This window comes from Mycobacterium sp. NTMscope_MAC_12 (assembly GCF_976985675.1).
In genome coordinates this window covers 3,100,863-3,117,644 of sequence record NZ_CDRJYY010000001.1, presented here as the reverse complement: position 1 = coordinate 3,117,644, position 16,782 = coordinate 3,100,863, and the positions used below count along the sequence as shown (strand labels likewise).

Genomic DNA, 16,782 nt, shown 5'->3' with positions numbered 1-16,782 from the left:
CGCGATAAGATTTACTGGCGTCGATCCGGCCATCACCGGGGAGCCTTCGGAAGAACAGCCGACCGGCTCAGTAGAACCGAACGGGTAGGCCCGTCACAGCCTTTTCAATGAGCGGCCGCGCGAAAGCGCGGCAAGCGGGGTGGTACCGCGGCGCTCGCGCAGCCAGCGCGTCGTCGTCCCCAGGCCTGAGACTGGCACAGGAGACGACGTTTGACCGAGCACACATACCCGAAGCCGGCCGGCGGGGCGCCCGACTTCCCGGCCCTCGAGCTCGAGGTGCTGGACTACTGGGCCCGCGACGACACCTTCCGCGCCAGCATCGCCCGCCGCGACGGCGCCGAAGAATATGTGTTCTACGACGGGCCGCCGTTCGCCAACGGCCTGCCGCATTACGGGCACCTGCTCACCGGTTACGTCAAGGACATCGTCCCGCGATACCGCACCATGCGCGGCTACAAGGTGGAGCGCCGGTTCGGCTGGGACACCCACGGCCTGCCGGCCGAACTCGAGGTCGAGCGCCAGTTGGGCATCACCGACAAGTCCCAGATCGATGACATGGGCATCGCCGCCTTCAACGACGCCTGCCGCGCCTCGGTGCTGCGCTACACCGACGAGTGGCGGGCCTACGTCACCCGCCAGGCGCGCTGGGTCGATTTCGACAACGACTACAAGACGCTGGACCTGCCGTATATGGAGTCGGTGATCTGGGCGTTCAAACAGCTCTGGGACAAAGGCCTGGCCTACGAGGGCTACCGGGTGTTGCCCTATTGCTGGCGCGACGAAACCCCACTGTCCAACCACGAATTGCGGATGGACGACGACGTCTACCAGAGCCGGCAGGACCCCGCGCTCACCGTCGGCTTCCGGGTGGTGGGCGGCGACCTGGACGGGGCTTTCTTGTTGGTCTGGACGACCACGCCGTGGACCCTGCCGTCCAACCTCGCCGTCGCGGTCAATCCCGACGTGACGTACGTCGAGGTGCGTTCCGAGGGCAGGCGTTTCGTGCTGGCCGAGGCCCGGCTGGCCGCCTACGCGCGCGAGCTGGGTAACGAGCCCGAGGTGCTCAGTACTTTTCGGGGTGCCGACCTGCTCGGCACGCGGTACCTGCCGCCGTTCCCGTATTTCTCGGACACCCCCAACGCATTTCGGGTCCTGCCGGGCGAGTTCGTCACCACCGAGGACGGCACCGGCATCGTGCACATGGCGCCGGCCTACGGCGAGGACGACATGGTCGTCGCGGACGCCGCCGGCATCGCCGCGGTCACCCCGGTCGATTCCAAGGGACGTTTCGACGCCACCGTCCCGGATTACCAGGGGCAGCACGTCTTTGACGCCAACCCGCACATCATCCGCGACCTGAAGAACGGCAGCGGTCCCGCCGCGGCCAACGGGGCGGTGCTGCTGCGCCACGAAACCTACGAGCACCCCTACCCGCACTGCTGGCGGTGCCGCAATCCGCTGATCTACCGGGCGGTGTCGTCGTGGTTCGTCGCCGTCACCGAATTCCGCGACCGCATGGTGGAACTCAACCAGCAGATCACCTGGTACCCCGAGCACGTCAAGGACGGCCAGTTCGGGAAGTGGCTGCAGGGCGCCCGCGACTGGTCGATCTCGCGAAACCGTTACTGGGGCACCCCGATTCCGGTGTGGAAGTCCGACGATCCCGCCTACCCTCGCATCGACGTGTACGGCAGCCTCGACGAGCTGGAGCGCGACTTCGGGGTGCGGCCCACCAACCTGCACCGGCCCTTCATCGACGAGCTGACGCGGCCCAATCCCGACGACCCGACCGGGCGTTCGGTGATGCGGCGTATTCCCGACGTGCTCGACGTGTGGTTCGACTCCGGGTCGATGCCCTACGCCCAGGTGCACTACCCGTTCGAGAACTCCGACTGGTTCGACACGCACTACCCGGGCGACTTCATCGTCGAGTACATCGGGCAGACCCGCGGCTGGTTCTACACGTTGCACGTGCTGGCCACCGCGCTGTTCGACCGGCCCTCCTTCAAAACCTGTGTGGCCCACGGCATCGTGCTGGGCTCCGACGGCCAGAAGATGAGCAAGTCGCTGCGCAACTATCCCGACGTGTCCGAGGTGTTCGACCGCGACGGCTCCGACGCCATGCGCTGGTTCCTGATGGCCTCGCCGATCCTGCGCGGCGGCAACCTCATCGTCACCGAGCAAGCCATCCGCGAGGGCGTGCGCCAGGTGCTGCTGCCGTTGTGGAACGCCTACAGCTTCCTCGCGCTCTACGCGCCGAAAGTCGGTACCTGGCGCACCGATTCGACCCAGGTGCTGGACCGCTACATCCTGGCCAAGCTCGCCGAACTGCGCGACGACCTGACCCGCGAGATGGACCGATGTGACATCTCGCGCGCCTGCGAGCAGCTGCGCCAATTCACCGAGGCGTTGACGAACTGGTATGTGCGACGGTCGCGTTCGCGGTTCTGGACCGAGGACGTCGACGCCATCGACACCCTGCACACCGTGCTGGAGGTGACGGCGCGGCTGGCCGCGCCGCTGCTGCCCTCGGTGACCGAGGTCGTCTGGCGCGGCCTAACTTCTGAGCGGTCGGTGCACCTGACCGATTGGCCGCAGGCGGGGGAGGTGCCTGCCGACCCGGACCTGGTCGCCGCGATGGATCAGGTTCGCGACGTGTGCTCGGCCGCCTCGTCGTTGCGCAAGGCCAAGAAGCTGCGGGTGCGGTTGCCGCTTCCGAAACTGACTGTGGCCGTGGAGAATCCGCATCGTCTGGAGCCGTTCGCCGACCTGATCGCCGACGAGCTCAACGTCAAGAGCGTCGAGCTGACCGACGCGATCGACACCTACGGCCGGTTCGAGCTCACCGTCAACGCGCGGGTGGCCGGGCCGCGGCTGGGCAAGGATGTGCAGGCCGCGATCAAGGCGGTCAAGGCGGGGGAGGGCGTCGTCAACGACGACGGCACCCTGACCGCCGGCCCCGCGGTGCTGCAGCCCGGCGAATACAGCTCGCGGCTGGTCGCCGCCGACCCGGAATTCACCGCGGCCCTGCCCGACGGCGCGGGCCTGGTGGTGCTGGACGGCACCGTCACACCGGAACTCGAAGCCGAGGGCTGGGCCAAGGATCGGATCCGCGAGTTGCAGGAGCTGCGCAAGTCGACGGGCTTGGATGTCTCCGATCGCATCAGCGTGGTGATGTCGGTGCCCGCCGAGCGCGCCGACTGGGCGCAGGCGCACCGCGACCTCATCGCGGGGGAGATACTCGCCACGAGTTTTCAATTTGCCGAGTCGGTACCGGACGCCGTCGCTATCGGCGACGGCGTGCGGGTGAGCATCGCCAAGGCCTGATCCTTTTGGCCCGCGAAACTGTATTCCACGACGCGTTTCGCGAAGAGGTGTCGGTAGTTGCAGTCTCGCGGCGTGTCAGGGGGCCGTGGCAGCCTCCGCCCATGGGCGAGGGGCAACTGTTTGTGGGCACAGAGGCGCTGAGCGCGGGCGCGTTGACGGAACGTGAGCTCCGACGCTCCTGCACCCGCGTCTACCGCAATGTGTACCAACGCCGCGGCAGCGAACTGACCGCCCGCGATCGCGCGATCGCGGCGTGGCTGTGGTCGGGGAAAGACGCGGTCGTGGCCGGCAACTCCGCGGCAGCACTGCTCGGCGCCGAGTGGATCGATGCCCACGCGCCCGCCGAGTTGGTGTGCGATCGCACGCGCCCCCCGTCGTTGATCATTACTCGTAACGACGTGCTGCGGCCAGAGGAGGTGACCGCGGTCGACGGCGTGCCGGTCACGTCGCCCGCCCGTACCGCGTTCGACCTTGGTCGTCGATCCGCGGGGTTGACGGTCGCGGTGATCCGAATGGATGCCCTGGCTCGCGCCACGGGTGTTGCCGCCAAGGGCGTGTACCCCCTGCTGAAGACCCACCGCGGCGCTCGCGGCATGAAGCAGCTGCGCCGAGCACTGCCGCTCATCGATGCCGGTGCCGAATCTCCACAAGAGACCAGGACAAGACTCGTGCTGGTGCACGGGGGCTTGCCGAGGCCGCAGACGCAGATCATCGTGCGCAACGTCTGGGGTGCGGTGCTGGCCAGGATCGACATGGGTTGGGAGGAGTGGCTCGTCGGGGTGGAATACGACGGCCCGCAGCACTGGACGGATGCGCGCATCCGCGCCAATGACATCGAGCGCACCGCCGAACTGGAGCGACGGGGATGGCGGCTGGTCCGCGTCGGCGCCGACTTGCTACGCCACCGGCCCGACGTCGTGGTGGAGCGGGCCCGGACCGCCCTGCTTTCCGCGGGCTGCCGCTTGTGACCGCGAGACTGTAGCTGGCGACGCGTTCCTCGAGAAGACCCGTCGCTAAGTCCAGGCTCGCGGCTCGCTCTGCCTTGGCCTCGCGGCGTCGGGCGGGCCCTAGCATCTGCAGGATGGGGTCGCGTTGGGTCTTGCACCTGGACATGGACGCGTTCTTCGCTTCCGTCGAGCAGCTCACCCGACCGACCCTGCGCGGTCGGCCGGTGCTGGTCGGCGGTTTGGGCGGGCGCGGCGTCGTGGCCGGCGCCAGCTACGAGGCCCGCGTGTTCGGCGCCCGGTCGGCCATGCCCATGCATCAGGCCCGCCGGCTGGTCGGCGCCGGCGCGGTGGTGTTGCCGCCGCGCGGCGTGGTGTACGGGGTGGCCAGCCGGCGGGTCTTCGACACCATTCGCGCCGTGGTGCCCGTCGTCGAGCAACTCTCCTTCGACGAGGGATTCGGCGAACCCGCGCAGCTGGCCGGGGCGTCCGCGGCCGACGTCGAGGCGTTCTGCGAGGACCTGCGCCGACGGGTTCGTGACCAGACCGGGCTGATCGCCTCGGTCGGCGCGGGCTCGGGCAAGCAGATCGCCAAGATCGCCTCAGGCCTGGCCAAGCCCGACGGGATCCGCGTGGTCCGCCGCGACGAAGAACGGCCGCTGCTCGGCGGATTGCCGGTGCGCCGACTGTGGGGGATCGGCCCGGTCGCCGAGGAGAAATTGCACCGCCTCGGCATCGAGACCATCGGGGAGCTGGCCGCGCTGACCGACGCCGAGGCGGCCAACATCCTGGGCGCCACCATCGGACCGGCGCTGCACCGGCTGGCCCTCGGCGTCGACGACCGCCCGGTAGCCGAGCGCGCCGAAGCCAAACAGATCAGCTCCGAGTCGACCTTCGCCGTCGACCTGACCAGCCTGGAACAGCTGCGGGAGGCGATCGAACCGATCGCCGAGCACGCCCATCACCGGCTGCTGCGCGACGGCCGCGGCGCGCGCACCGTCACGGTCAAGCTGAAGAAATCCGACATGAGCACGCTGACCCGGTCCGCGACGCTGCCCTACGCCACCACCGAGGTCGCCGCGCTGGTCGGCGTGGCCCGGCGGCTGTTGCTCGATCCGCGCGAGATCGGGCCCATTCGCCTTCTCGGCGTGGGGTTTTCGGGGTTGAGCGACGTGCGCCAGGAGTCGCTGTTCCCCGATTTGGAACTGCCGCAGCCGCAACCGGATTCGTCTTCGGTCGAAACCGCGACCGAGGCGATGTTCACCAAGGGGCCCCCAACAGGAGAGGCGGACGGCTGGCGGGTGGGCGATGACGTCCTACACCGCGAGCTTGGGCACGGGTGGGTGCAAGGCGCGGGCCACGGCGTGGTCACCGCCCGGTTCGAAACCCGCGCCTCCGGCCCGGGCCCGGCCCGGACGTTTCCCGCTGGCAGCGGCGAGCTGTCCCGCGCCAATCCGGTCGATTCGCTGGACTGGCCGGACTACGTCGGCGAGCTGCAGGCCGACGCCGTGTCAGCCCCACCGGCCGATGACGTCGGCGACGGGTAGGCCGGCGGCCAGCGCGGCGATCAGCAAAACGCGCGCCTGAGACGGCCGCAGCCTGGGCACCATCACCGCCCCGGCCGCCGCCATGTCATGCCCGGGGCCGTAGCTCGCGCCGACCCGCCCGCCGGGGACCCGGGTGGACACCGCGACGACGATCCCGTCGCCGCAGTGCCGGCGCACCGCGTCGACCACCGCGCGCCCGGCGTTACCCGAGCCCAACGCCTCGAGCACCACGCCCCGCGCCCCGGCAGCCACGCAGGCGTCGAGCGCCACCGCGTCGCCGCCGAGGTAGGCGGCGACGATGTCGACCCGCGGCGCCGAGCCGGCCCGCAGGTCGCCCACGTACGGCCGGGTCTTCGGCCCGGTGAGCGTCACGTCGCCGGCGACGGTGCCGAGGACCTGACCGGTGAACCCGCTCAGGTCCTCGGCGGCCACCTTGTACATGCCCAGCGGCTGCAGCACCCGGCCCGCAAAACACATCACCACGCCCAGGCCGCGGGCGGCGGGGCTGGCCGCCACGGCCAGGGCGTCACGCACGTTTGCCGGACCGTCCGCGTCGGGCGCGTCGGCGCTGCGCATCGCGCCGGTCAACACGACCGGCGCGTCGCCGCCGTAGGTGAGCTCGAGCCACAGGGCGCTTTCCTCCATGGTGTCGGTGCCATGCAGGACCACCACCCCGTCGGCGCCGCCGTCGACCGCGGCCGTCACCGCGTCGCGGATCCGGTCCCAATCGGCCAGCGTCAGCTCCGAGCTGTCGACGGCCAGCAGGTCGACGACGTCGACGTCGAATCCGGACGTCAGGTCGGCCGCGCCGTAGGCCGGGCGATGCACCCCGTCGGCGCCGGTGGCGGTCGATATCGTGCCCCCGGTGGCGATCACGGTGAGGCGGGCCATGGTCGAATCATTGCGCATCGCCGCCGCGGACGTCGCTCGCCCGCGCGGGGCGGTAGGGGATGATGAGAGAGTGCCTGAAGAACCAACGGGATCGACTGAGCGGGTGACCTCGGCCGACAAGCCTGAGGACGCCGCGGCGACCGACCCGCAGCGGCCGCGTGAGCCTGCTCCACGACGGCTGCGCCTGCTGCTGTCGGTCGCGGCGATCGTCCTGGCCCTCGACATCGTCACCAAGGTGCTCGCCGTCAAGCTGCTGCCTCCCGGCCAGCCGGTGCCCATCATCGGCGACACGGTGACCTGGACCCTGGTGCGCAATTCGGGCGCCGCGTTCTCGATGGCGACCGGGTACACGTGGATGCTGACCCTGATCGCGACGGGCGTGGTGGTCGGCATCTTCTGGATGGGCCGACGGCTGGTGTCGCCCTGGTGGGCGGTGGGCCTGGGATTGATCCTCGGCGGCGCGATGGGCAACCTGGTCGACCGCTTCTTCCGCGCCCCCGGCCCGCTGCGCGGCCACGTCGTCGACTTCCTCTCGGTCGGTTGGTGGCCGGTGTTCAATGTTGCCGACCCCTCGGTGGTCGGCGGCGCCATCCTGCTGGTGGTGCTGTCGATCTTCGGCTTCGACTTCGACTCAGTCGGGCGGCGCAAGGCCGACGGGGACACCGGGGACAGCCCGGGTGAGTGACCGCTCGATGCCGGTCCCGGAGGGACTGGCGGGCATGCGCGTCGACGCCGGGCTGGCCCGCCTGCTGGGACTCTCGCGCAGCGCGGCGGCGGCCCTGGCCGAAGACGGCGGCGTCGAACTGGACGGGGTGCAGGCCGGCAAGTCCGATCGGCTGACCGGCGGCGCGTGGCTGCAGGTGCGCCTGCCCGAGCCGCCGGCGCCGTTGCAGAACACGCCGGTCGACATCGAGGGCATGACGATCCTGTATTCCGACGACGACATCGTCGCGGTCGACAAACCGGCCGCGGTGGCCGCGCACGCGTCGGTGGGCTGGAGCGGGCCCACGGTGCTCGGCGGCCTGGCCGCCGCCGGATACCGGATCACCACCTCCGGTGTGCCCGAGCGGCAGGGCATCGTGCATCGGCTCGACGTCGGCACCTCCGGGGTGATGGTGGTGGCGCTGTCCGAGCGCGCCTACACGCTGCTCAAGCGGGCGTTCAAACAGCGCACCGTCGACAAGCGCTATCACGCGCTGGTGCAGGGACATCCGGATCCGTCCAGCGGCACCATCGACGCGCCGATCGGGCGCCACCGCGGCGGTGAGTGGAAGTTCGCGGTCACCAAGGACGGCCGGCACAGCCTCACCCACTACGACACCGTGGAGGCCTTCGTCGCCGCCAGCCTGCTCGACGTGCACCTGGAAACCGGGCGCACCCACCAGATCCGGGTGCATTTCTCCGCGCTGCACCACCCGTGCTGCGGTGACCTGGTCTACGGCGCCGATCCCAAGCTCGCGAAAAGGCTTGGGCTGGAACGTCAATGGCTGCACGCCCGCTCGCTGTCGCTCGCCCACCCCGCCGACGGGCGGCGGATGGAGATCGTCAGCCCCTACCCGCCCGACCTGCAGCACGCGCTGGACGTGCTGCGCCACGAGGGCTGACTCAGTCTGATGGTCTCGCGACCCGCTGCACCCGGCTTCGCCGCGCTTGCGATCGCTCAGTCTGATGGTCGCGACCCGCTGCGCCCGGCTTCGCCGCGCTTGCGATCGCTCAGTCTGATGGTCGCGACCCGCTGCGCCCGGCTTCGCCGCGCTTGCGATCGCTCAGTCTGATGGTCGCGACCCGCTGCGCCCGGCTTCGCCGCGCTTGCGATCGCTCAGTCTGATGGTCGCGACCCGCTGCGCCCGGCTTCGCCGCGCTTGCGATCGCTCAGTCTGATGGTCGCGACCCGCTGCGCCCGGCTTCGCCGCGCTTGCGATCGCTCAGCTGGGCTTGCGGGCCTCGACGAGCAACCGCACGGAGTCGGTGACGAACGGCCCGTCGGATTCGATGCGCTCGTGCAGGGCGGCCAGCCGGTCGCGGTAGCGCTGCACGGTGAAGTCGGGCACCGTCCAGATCACCTTGCGCAGGAAGTAGACGACGGCGCCGATGTCGAAGAACTCGGCGCGCATCCGTTCCATGCGCAGATCGACGATCTGCAGCCCGGAGGCCTCGGCCTGCGCGCGCACGGCGTCGGGGTGAAACTCGGCCCATTTCTCCGGCTGCGGCCCGATGAAGTACTCGACCAGCTCGGCCATCGAGGCGGGGCCGATGTGCTGTGCGAAGTACGTGCCGCCCGGGCGGAGCACCCGAAAGATCTCGGTCCACCAGATGGACGTCGGATGACGCGTGGTCACCAGGTCGAACGCGTCGTCGGCAAACGGCAGCGGCGGCTCATCGCGAGTCGCGACGACCACCACGCCCAGCGGATGCAGGCGTTGCGTGGCCAGGGCCGCATTGGGAGGCCACGTCTCGATGGCCGCCATGGTGGGCGGGAAGGGGGCGGCGCCGGCCAGCACCTCCCCGCCGCCGGTGTGAATGTCCAGCGCGGCCGACACGGTCGCGAGTCGTTGGCTCAGCAGGCGTTGGTAGCCCCACGACGGGCGTTCCTCGGTCGCCCGGCCGTCCAGCCACGAGAAATCCCAGCCGTCGACCGGGGCGGCCTCCGCCTCCGCGATCAGGTCGTCAAATGTGCGCCGCATGTCAGCATGCTAGGCACCGTTCGCGCCGTATGGCAGGTCCGCGGCTCAGACCGTCGCCTTGGCGTCGCCCGTGGCGATCTCGGGCGCCAACGGCGCGATCGCACCGAGGATCTCGGTCACCGTCTCGGGCGGCACCCCGGCGGCGGCCAGCGCATCGGCCAAATGCCCGGCCACCAAACCGAAGTGGTGCATGCTGATGCCGCGGCCCTGATGCACCTGCTTCATCGGTGCCCCGGTGTAGGGCTCCGGGCCGCCCAACGCGGCGGCGAAGAACTCGACCTGTTTGCCCTTGAGGCGGTTCATGTTCGTGCCGGTGAAGAACCCGCACAGTTCGTCATCGCCAAGCACCCGGACGTAGAAGTCGTCGACCACGACCTCGATCGCCTCGTGCCCGCCGATCCGCTCATAGATGGTGACCGGTCCGGCTTTGCGGAAGCGCGCCAGCATTTTCATGAATCCGATTGGAGCATCCCGGCGTTGCCCGCCGGTTAGTGGGCGATCACGCCCGGATTGCTTTGTGTAACAAGCGGATTGCCCACCGGTGACGTTGGTCGTGGGTAAACGGTGAGAGGGCGCCGCGCGTCACATGACCGCAATCGGCATCCTGGCGGGGGGTTGATGACCTAGGTTGGCGGTATGACGCACGTCACATCACTGTCCGGGAGCGAACGCCGATGAACCTTGGCGACTTGACGAACTTGGTGGAGAACTCGCTGGGGAGCCTGGTGGAAAAGCCGCTGGCGACGGTGTCTCACCTCGTCAACACCCCGAACTCGGCAGGCCGGTATCGGCCGTTCTATCTGAGGAACCTGCTCGACGCGGTGCAGGGCCGCACGCTCAAGGAAGCCGTCCGCGACAAGACGATCCTGATCACCGGGGGATCGTCGGGCATCGGTGAGGCCGCCGCGAAGAAGATCGCCGAGGCCGGGGGGACCGTGGCGCTGGTCGCCCGCACCCGGGAAAACCTCGAGAAGGTCGCCGACGACATCAGCGGCGCCGGCGGGACCGCCCACGTCTACCCCTGCGACCTGACCGACATGGATGCCATCGCAGCGATGGCCGATCAGGTGCTCGACGAGCTCGGCGGCGTCGACATTTTGATCAACAATGCGGGGCGGTCGATTCGCCGTTCGCTGGAGCTGTCCTACGACCGCATTCACGACTATCAGCGGACCATGCAGCTGAACTACCTCGGCGCGGTCCAGCTGATCCTCAAGTTCATCCCCGGGATGCGCGAGCGGGGGTATGGGCACATCGTCAACGTCTCCTCGGTGGGTGTGCAGACGCGGGCTCCCCGCTTCGGGGCCTACATCGCCAGCAAGGCCGCGCTGGACAGCCTGTGCGACTCGCTGCAGGCCGAGACCGTGAACGACGACGTCAAGTTCACCACCGTGCACATGGCGCTGGTGCGCACGCCGATGATCAGCCCGACCACGCTGTATGACAAGTTCCCGGCGCTGACGCCCGAGCAGGCGGCCGGCGTGATCGCCGACGCGATCGTGCACCGGCCCCGTCGGGCCAGCTCACCGTTCGGCCAGTTCGCCGCCGTCGCCGATGCCGTCAACCCGGCGGTGATGGACCGGGTGCGCAACCGGGCGTTCGCCATGTTCGGCGACTCCAGCGCCGCCAAGGGCGACGAATCGACAACCGACACAACGGAATTCGACCGACGAAGCGAGACGTTTGTGCGGGCGACCCGAGGGATACATTGGTGAGACATGAGCCTTCCGAAACCTGACATCCAGACCACCGTCGTCATCACCGGCGCGTCCTCGGGCATCGGCGCCGAACTGGCCCGCGGCCTGGCCCGCCGCGGCTTCCCGCTGCTGCTGGTGGCGCGGCGCCGCGAGCGCCTCGACGAGCTGGCCAACGAGGTCGGCCAGGAATATTCCGTGGCCGTCGAGGTGCTGCCGCTGGATCTCGGCGACGGCGAGGGCCGCGCGAAGTTGGCTAAACGGCTGCGCGGCGAGCCGATCGCCGGGCTGTGCAACAGCGCCGGCTTCGGCACCAGCGGGGTCTTCCACGAATTGCCGGTGGAACGCGAGAGCGAAGAGGTCACCCTCAACGCGCTGGCGTTGATGGAACTCACCCACGCGGCCCTGCCGGGCATGGTCGAGCGCGGCGCCGGCGCGGTGATGAACATCGCGTCGATCGCGGGCTTTCAGCCGGTTCCCTACATGGCCGTCTATTCGGCCACCAAGGCCTTCGTGCAGACGTTCTCCGAAGCCATCCACGAGGAGCTACACGGCACCGGGGTGTCGGTCACCTGCCTGTGCCCGGGCCCGGTGCCCACCGAATGGGCGGAGATCGCCAACGCCGAGCGGTTCAGCATTCCGCTCGCGCAGGTCTCGCCGCGCGACGTGGCCGAGGCGGCGATCGACGGCATGGTCTCCGGCAGGCGGACGGTGGTGCCCGGCGTGGTTCCCAAGGTGGTCAGCACGGGCGGCCGGTTCGTGCCGCGCAGCCTGCTGTTGCCGGGCATCCGGATCGGCAACCGATTCCGCGGCGGTCCCAAGCACTGAGCGGGTCGCCGGGTCGGGGCCCGTCTCGGCATCAACGAGCGAGACCGCAGTGACGGATGAGGCCGGGCGCTAGGCTCATTCGGTGGCTGCCGTGGAGATGACCGCCGACGTACCGATGAGCCCCCAGCAGATGTGGGACCAGGTGTCCGACCTGTCGGACCTGGGCGACTGGCTGGTCATGCACGAGGGCTGGCGCAGCGAGCTGCCCGACGAGCTGGGCGAAGGCACCCAAGTCGTCGGCGTCGCCCGCGCCAAGGGCCTCCGCAACCGGGTGACCTGGACGGTGACCAAGTGGGACCCGCCGCACGAGGTCGCGATGTCGGGCTCCGGCAAAGGCGGCGCCAAATACGCCGTCTCGCTCACCGTGCGCCCCACCGGCGAGGGATCGACGCTGGGCCTGCGCCTGGAGCTGGGCGGTCGCCCGCTGTTCGGTCCGGTGGGCGCGGCGGCGGCACGCGCCGTCAAAGGCGACGTGCAGAAGTCGTTGAAAAACTTCGTCGAATTGTACGGATAACGCCTGTGGCGATCGCCAGCGCGGCGCAGCCGGGCGCGGCGGGTCGCCACCGAAATCATCCGTGACACACGCGGCGACACGCCCAACTCGTGTCGGTCGGCGGTCATAGACTGGCGTCCCTATGAACCACTCGTCCTTCGTGCACCTGCATAACCACACCGAGTATTCGATGTTGGACGGTGCCGCGAAGATCACGCCGATGCTCGCCGAGGTGGACCGGCTGCAAATGCCCGCGGTCGGGATGACCGACCACGGAAACATGTTCGGCGCCAGCGAGTTCTACAACGCCGCCGCCAAGGCGGGGATCAAGCCGATCATCGGCGTCGAGGCCTACATCGCGCCGGCGTCGCGCTTCGACACCCGGCGGATCCTGTGGGGTGACCCCGGCCAGAAGTCCGACGACGTGTCGGGTAGCGGCTCGTACACGCACCTGACCATGGTGGCCGAGAACGCCACCGGCCTGCGCAACCTGTTCAAGCTGACCTCACTGGCGTCGTTCGAGGGTCAGCTCGGCAAGTGGTCGCGAATGGACGCCGAGATCATCGCCGAGCACGCCGAGGGCATCATCGCCACCACCGGCTGCCCCTCGGGGGAGGTGCAGACCCGACTTCGCCTGGGCCACGACCGCGAGGCGCTGGAGTCGGCCGCCAAGTGGCGCGAGATCTTCGGCGCCGACAACTACTTCCTCGAGCTGATGGACCACGGGCTGTCCATCGAGCAGCGGGTCCGCGAAGGGCTGCTCGAGATCGGCCGCAAGCTGGGCATCCCGCCGCTGGCCACCAACGACTGCCACTACGTCACCCGCGACGCCGCCCACAACCACGAGGCGCTGTTGTGCGTGCAGACCGGCAAGACCCTCTCGGACCCCAACCGGTTCAAGTTCGACGGCGACGGCTACTACCTGAAGTCGGCCGCCGAGATGCGCCGGATCTGGGACGACGAGGTCCCCGGCGCCTGCGACTCCACCCTGCTCATCGCCGAGCGGGTGCAGCCCTACGACGAGGTCTGGGCGCCGCGCGACCGGATGCCGATCTTCCCGGTGCCCGAGGGGCACGACCAGGCGAGCTGGCTGCACCACGAGGTGATGGCCGGGCTGGCGCGCCGCTTCCCGTCCGGCGTCGGCCAGGACTACATCGACCGGGCCGAGTACGAGATCAAGGTCATCTGCGACAAGGGTTTCCCGTCGTACTTCCTGATCGTCGCCGACCTGATCAACTACGCCCGGTCTGTCGACATCCGGGTGGGGCCGGGGCGTGGTTCGGCGGCCGGCTCGCTGGTGGCCTACGCGCTGGGCATCACCAACATCGACCCCATTCCGCACGGCCTGCTGTTCGAGCGGTTCCTCAACCCGGAACGTCCGTCGGCGCCCGACATCGACATCGACTTCGACGACCGTCGTCGCGGCGAAATGGTGCGCTACGCCGCCGACAAGTGGGGCTCCGACCGCGTCGCGCAGGTCATCACCTTCGGCACCATCAAAACCAAAGCGGCCCTGAAGGACTCGGCGCGAATCCATTACGGCCAGCCCGGCTTCGCCATCGCCGACCGGATCACCAAGGCGCTGCCGCCGCCGATCATGGCGAAGGACATTCCGCTGTCGGGGATCACCGATCCCGCCCACGAGCGGTACAAGGAGGCCGCCGAGGTCCGCGGCCTGATCGAAACCGACCCCGACGTCCGCACCATCTACCAGACCGCCCGCGGCCTGGAAGGCCTGATCCGCAACGCCGGGGTGCACGCGTGCGCGGTGATCATGAGCAGCGAGCCGCTGACCGAGGCCATCCCGCTGTGGAAGCGCCCGCAGGACGGGGCCATCATCACCGGCTGGGACTACCCGTCGTGTGAGGCCATCGGCCTGCTGAAGATGGACTTCCTGGGCCTGCGCAACCTGACGATCATCGGCGACGCCCTGGATAACATCAAGGCCAACAGGGGAATTGACCTCGACCTGGAATCCGTGCCGCTCGACGACAAACCCACCTACGAGCTGCTGGGCCGCGGCGACACCCTGGGCGTGTTCCAGCTCGACGGCGGGCCGATGCGCGACCTGCTGCGCCGCATGCAGCCCACCGAGTTCAACGACATCGTCGCGGTGCTGGCGCTGTACCGCCCCGGGCCGATGGGCATGAACGCCCACAACGACTACGCCGACCGCAAGAACGGTCGCCAGCCGATCAAGCCGATCCACCCGGAGCTCGAGGAGCCGCTGCGCGAAATCCTCTCCGAGACTTACGGTTTGATCGTCTACCAAGAGCAGATCATGTTCATCGCCCAAAAGGTCGCCTCCTACACCATGGGCAAGGCCGACGCGTTGCGCAAGGCGATGGGCAAGAAGAAGCTCGAGGTGCTCGAGGCCGAGTACAAGGGCTTCTACGAGGGCATGACCGCCAACGGATTCTCCGAAAAAGCGGTGAAGGCGTTGTGGGACACCATCCTTCCCTTCGCCGGGTATGCGTTCAACAAATCGCACGCGGCCGGCTACGGCCTGGTCTCGTATTGGACCGCCTACCTGAAGGCCAACTATCCGGCCGAGTACATGGCCGGGCTGTTGACCTCGGTGGGCGACGACAAGGACAAGGCCGCCGTCTACCTGGCCGACTGCCGCAAGCTGGGCATCACGGTATTGCCGCCCGACGTCAACGAGTCGCTGGTGAACTTCGCCTCGGTTGGAACGGACATCCGCTTCGGGCTGGGCGCGGTGCGCAATGTCGGCGCCAACGTGGTGGGTTCGCTGATCGGCACCCGCAACGGCAAGGGCAAGTTCACCGACTTCTCGGACTACCTGAACAAGATCGACATCGCGGCCTGCAACAAGAAGGTCACCGAGTCGCTGATCAAGGCCGGCGCCTTCGACTCGCTCGGCCACGCCCGCAAGGGCCTGTTCCTGGTGCACACCGACGCGGTCGATTCGGTGCTGGGCACCAAGAAGGCCGAGGCGATCGGCCAATTCGACCTGTTCGGCGGCGACGACGGGTGCACCGAAGCGGTGTTCACCATCAAGGTGCCCGACGACGAGTGGGAGGACAAGCACAAGCTCGCGCTGGAGCGGGAGATGCTGGGCCTCTACGTGTCCGGGCATCCGCTCAACGGGGTGGCGCACCTGCTGGCCGCCCAGGTCGACACCCAGATCCCGGCCATCCTCGACGGCGACGTGCCCAACGAGACCCAGGTGCGGGTGGGCGGCATCCTCGCGTCGGTCAACCGGCGGGTCAACAAGAACGGGATGCCCTGGGCGTCAGCGCAATTGGAGGACCTCACCGGTGGCATCGAGGTGATGTTCTTCCCGCACGCGTACTCGAGCTACGGCGCCGACATCGCCGACGACACCGTCGTGCTGATCAACGCCAAGGTGGCCATCCGCGACGACCGCATCAGCCTGATCGCCAACGAGCTTGTGGTGCCGGACTTTTCCACCGCCCAGGTGAACCGGCCGATCGCCGTCAGCCTGCCCACCCGGCAGTGCACCATCGACAAGGTCAGCGCGCTCAAGCAGGTGCTGGCGCGGCACCCGGGCACCTCGCAGGTACACCTGCGGCTGATCAGCGGGGACCGGATCACCACGCTGGAACTCGATGCGTCGCTTCGGGTGACGCCGTCGCCGGCGTTGATGGGGGACCTCAAGGAGCTACTCGGCCCGGGCTGCCTAGGGGGCTAGCGGGTCGCGGTTCAGCGCCCCGCTCCGCCGCGAAGGTGCTCATATGTACGCGGTTTACGGCGTGTCGGTGTACAAACACGCGCGCTCGCGGGCTGACGGTTACGCGTCGTCGGTCTTCCGCAGCGGATTTGGAACTGGCGACTCCGAAACACCGCTGAGCTTGCGCAGCGTAACGATGCAGGCTTGGAGCTCTCTGAGAGTCACGCTGGCCGCCTTGGCCCGGAAGAACTCATGCAGCTGGCGCAACGACTCCTTTTGCAGGCGCATACCGCGCGGCGTCACCCGGATGCGGGTGACCCGCTTGTCGACATTCGATGCCGTCCGTCGCAACAGATCCGCGGCGGCGAGCTTGTCGATGTCCGCGGTGATGGTACTCGGCAGCACGTTGAGATATTCGCTCAGCGAGCTGGGGCGATCGAGCCCGGCGTGGACCAGAAAGATGATGCCCAGGGCGCGTTCAGAGATTCCATACTCATCGGCCACCGGCATGGTGAGGGTCGCAATCATACGTTGGACGTCCATCACCGCTCCAAGAAAGTCGACGATGTCGGCGTCGTCGGCAGGCCTAATGGCGTCGGTCACGACGCCATACGCTACCGCCTCGCCGTCTGACAGCGGCTCAAGATAATATTTCATTATATGAATAATCTGGGTTAATCTTCACCCGAGGCGATGTTCGCCTCACGCGTCACGAGGTC

Annotated in this window: 13 protein-coding genes and 1 pseudogene; 10 read left to right on the top strand and 4 right to left on the bottom strand. The window is 68.6% G+C overall.

Annotated elements, in window-relative coordinates; translation table 11 throughout:
- The first annotated feature begins 210 nt into the window (after positions 1 to 210).
- From ileS to AC0KS4_RS14235, 3 genes are all read left to right on the top strand, one after another.
- Positions 211 to 3,327 (top strand): isoleucine--tRNA ligase, encoded by a 3,117-nt coding sequence (gene ileS / locus AC0KS4_RS14245; protein ID WP_238956205.1) that lies wholly within the window; start codon positions 211 to 213, stop codon positions 3,325 to 3,327.
- A 101-nt stretch (positions 3,328 to 3,428) separates the two neighbouring features.
- Positions 3,429 to 4,295, top strand: coding sequence for a DUF559 domain-containing protein (locus AC0KS4_RS14240; RefSeq protein WP_238956204.1), 867 nt, complete (start codon positions 3,429 to 3,431; stop codon positions 4,293 to 4,295).
- A 113-nt stretch (positions 4,296 to 4,408) separates the two neighbouring features.
- Positions 4,409 to 5,818: a DNA polymerase IV gene (locus AC0KS4_RS14235; protein ID WP_238956203.1), complete on the top strand. Its 1,410-nt coding sequence runs from the start codon at positions 4,409 to 4,411 to the stop codon at positions 5,816 to 5,818.
- Here the strand turns inward: AC0KS4_RS14235 and AC0KS4_RS14230 are convergent.
- Positions 5,783 to 6,709 (bottom strand): asparaginase, encoded by a 927-nt coding sequence (locus tag AC0KS4_RS14230; RefSeq protein WP_238956202.1) that lies wholly within the window; start codon positions 6,707 to 6,709, stop codon positions 5,783 to 5,785. The genes AC0KS4_RS14235 and AC0KS4_RS14230 overlap by 36 nt on opposite strands.
- A gap of 70 nt (positions 6,710 to 6,779) precedes the next feature.
- Between AC0KS4_RS14230 and lspA the strand changes: the two genes are divergently transcribed.
- From lspA to AC0KS4_RS14215, 3 genes and pseudogenes are all read left to right on the top strand, one after another.
- Positions 6,780 to 7,394, top strand: coding sequence for a signal peptidase II (gene lspA / locus AC0KS4_RS14225; protein WP_238956201.1), 615 nt, complete (start codon positions 6,780 to 6,782; stop codon positions 7,392 to 7,394).
- Entirely contained in the window at positions 7,387 to 8,313 is a 927-nt protein-coding gene (locus AC0KS4_RS14220; protein WP_238956200.1) for an RluA family pseudouridine synthase, read from the top strand. The genes lspA and AC0KS4_RS14220 overlap by 8 nt, the downstream gene beginning before the upstream one ends.
- 157 nt (positions 8,314 to 8,470) lie before the next feature.
- Positions 8,471 to 8,654 (top strand): annotated as a pseudogene (locus tag AC0KS4_RS14215) (gamma-glutamyl-gamma-aminobutyrate hydrolase family protein); the annotation flags it as partial.
- On the opposite strand, the gene AC0KS4_RS14210 reads toward AC0KS4_RS14215, so the two are convergent.
- Complete coding sequence (locus AC0KS4_RS14210; RefSeq protein WP_238956199.1) at positions 8,635 to 9,393, bottom strand: class I SAM-dependent methyltransferase; 759 nt, start codon at positions 9,391 to 9,393, stop codon at positions 8,635 to 8,637. The pseudogene AC0KS4_RS14215 and the gene AC0KS4_RS14210 overlap by 20 nt on opposite strands.
- 45 nt (positions 9,394 to 9,438) lie before the next feature.
- Complete coding sequence (locus AC0KS4_RS14205; RefSeq protein WP_225327592.1) at positions 9,439 to 9,846, bottom strand: group I truncated hemoglobin; 408 nt, start codon at positions 9,844 to 9,846, stop codon at positions 9,439 to 9,441.
- 221 nt (positions 9,847 to 10,067) lie between these two features.
- Here AC0KS4_RS14205 and AC0KS4_RS14200 point away from each other — a divergent pair, with 221 nt between their 5' ends.
- The 4 genes from AC0KS4_RS14200 to dnaE all read left to right on the top strand — a co-directional run bounded on the left by AC0KS4_RS14200 (position 10,068) and on the right by dnaE (position 16,084).
- Complete coding sequence (locus AC0KS4_RS14200) at positions 10,068 to 11,108, top strand: SDR family NAD(P)-dependent oxidoreductase (RefSeq protein ID WP_225327593.1); 1,041 nt, start codon at positions 10,068 to 10,070, stop codon at positions 11,106 to 11,108.
- Positions 11,109 to 11,111: 3 nt separating this feature from the next.
- Positions 11,112 to 11,915: an SDR family NAD(P)-dependent oxidoreductase gene (locus AC0KS4_RS14195; RefSeq protein ID WP_238956198.1), complete on the top strand. Its 804-nt coding sequence runs from the start codon at positions 11,112 to 11,114 to the stop codon at positions 11,913 to 11,915.
- A gap of 82 nt (positions 11,916 to 11,997) precedes the next feature.
- Positions 11,998 to 12,429 carry a type II toxin-antitoxin system Rv0910 family toxin gene (locus tag AC0KS4_RS14190; RefSeq protein ID WP_238956197.1) on the top strand — a complete coding sequence of 144 codons (432 nt, stop codon included), beginning with the start codon at positions 11,998 to 12,000 and terminating at the stop codon, positions 12,427 to 12,429.
- 121 nt (positions 12,430 to 12,550) lie between these two features.
- Positions 12,551 to 16,084 (top strand): DNA polymerase III subunit alpha, encoded by a 3,534-nt coding sequence (gene dnaE / locus AC0KS4_RS14185; RefSeq protein WP_238956196.1) that lies wholly within the window; start codon positions 12,551 to 12,553, stop codon positions 16,082 to 16,084.
- A 99-nt stretch (positions 16,085 to 16,183) separates the two neighbouring features.
- Here the strand turns inward: dnaE and AC0KS4_RS14180 are convergent, their stop codons facing one another.
- On the bottom strand, positions 16,184 to 16,720 hold the full coding sequence (locus AC0KS4_RS14180) for a MarR family winged helix-turn-helix transcriptional regulator (RefSeq protein WP_238956195.1): 537 nt from the start codon (positions 16,718 to 16,720) through the stop codon (positions 16,184 to 16,186).
- Between the last annotated feature and the right edge of the window lie 62 nt (positions 16,721 to 16,782).